We start from the raw sequence: 580 nt of genomic DNA, 5'->3' as shown, positions 1-580 counted from the left end.
ATCCTTCAGCCACCTGAGCAGGAGGGAGAAGTTGTAGCCGGCGGCGGCCAGGATGGCGTTGAGGGCGTCGCCCTGCTGGCCGGCGAGGTAGTTGCGGCCCATCCTGTGTTCGCTCTTGATGTGGCCGATGACGGGCTCGACCGCCGACCGCCGCCGCATCTGGCGCTTGATGGCTGGGGTGACGCGGCGCTTCTGGCCGGCGGTGAAGACCCTGAACTTGTGGCTCTGCGGTGCGTTGTGGCCGCGATAGCCGGCGTCGGCGAGGATGCGGCTGATCTCGTTGCCGATGGTCTTTTCCATGTCGGGGATGACGCTTGCCAGCGTGTGGCCGTCATAGGGATTACCGGGCAGTGCTTTTGCATGCAGGGCGAACTGTCCACCCTTGGAGCGCTTCAGCGTGGTGGCCACCGACACCTTCACCCCGAACCCGTAGGGCATATGCGCCTTGCCCTTGCCGATGCATTCTACCTCGTGTGCGTGCAGGCTGTAGATCTTGCGGCCGCGCTGGCGCTGGCGTTGCTCGAGAACGGTGGCCGCCTGGTAGAGCGGCCATTTGAAGAGCGCGTCCAGCCCCGCATCG

General features: G+C 65.5%; 1 protein-coding gene. It reads right to left on the bottom strand.

Annotation, left to right across the window (positions count from 1 at the left end; all coding sequences use genetic code 11):
* Window positions 1–580, bottom strand: a 580-nt coding sequence (locus tag AC0L25_RS32495) for a transposase (RefSeq protein WP_473599196.1), incomplete at both ends; no start/stop codon positions are given.

The sequence above is a fragment of the Mesorhizobium sp. WSM4813 genome, assembly GCF_055811555.1.
The sequence above is the reverse complement of the archived record's forward strand: the minus strand, read 5'-3'. Positions and strand labels throughout refer to the sequence as shown.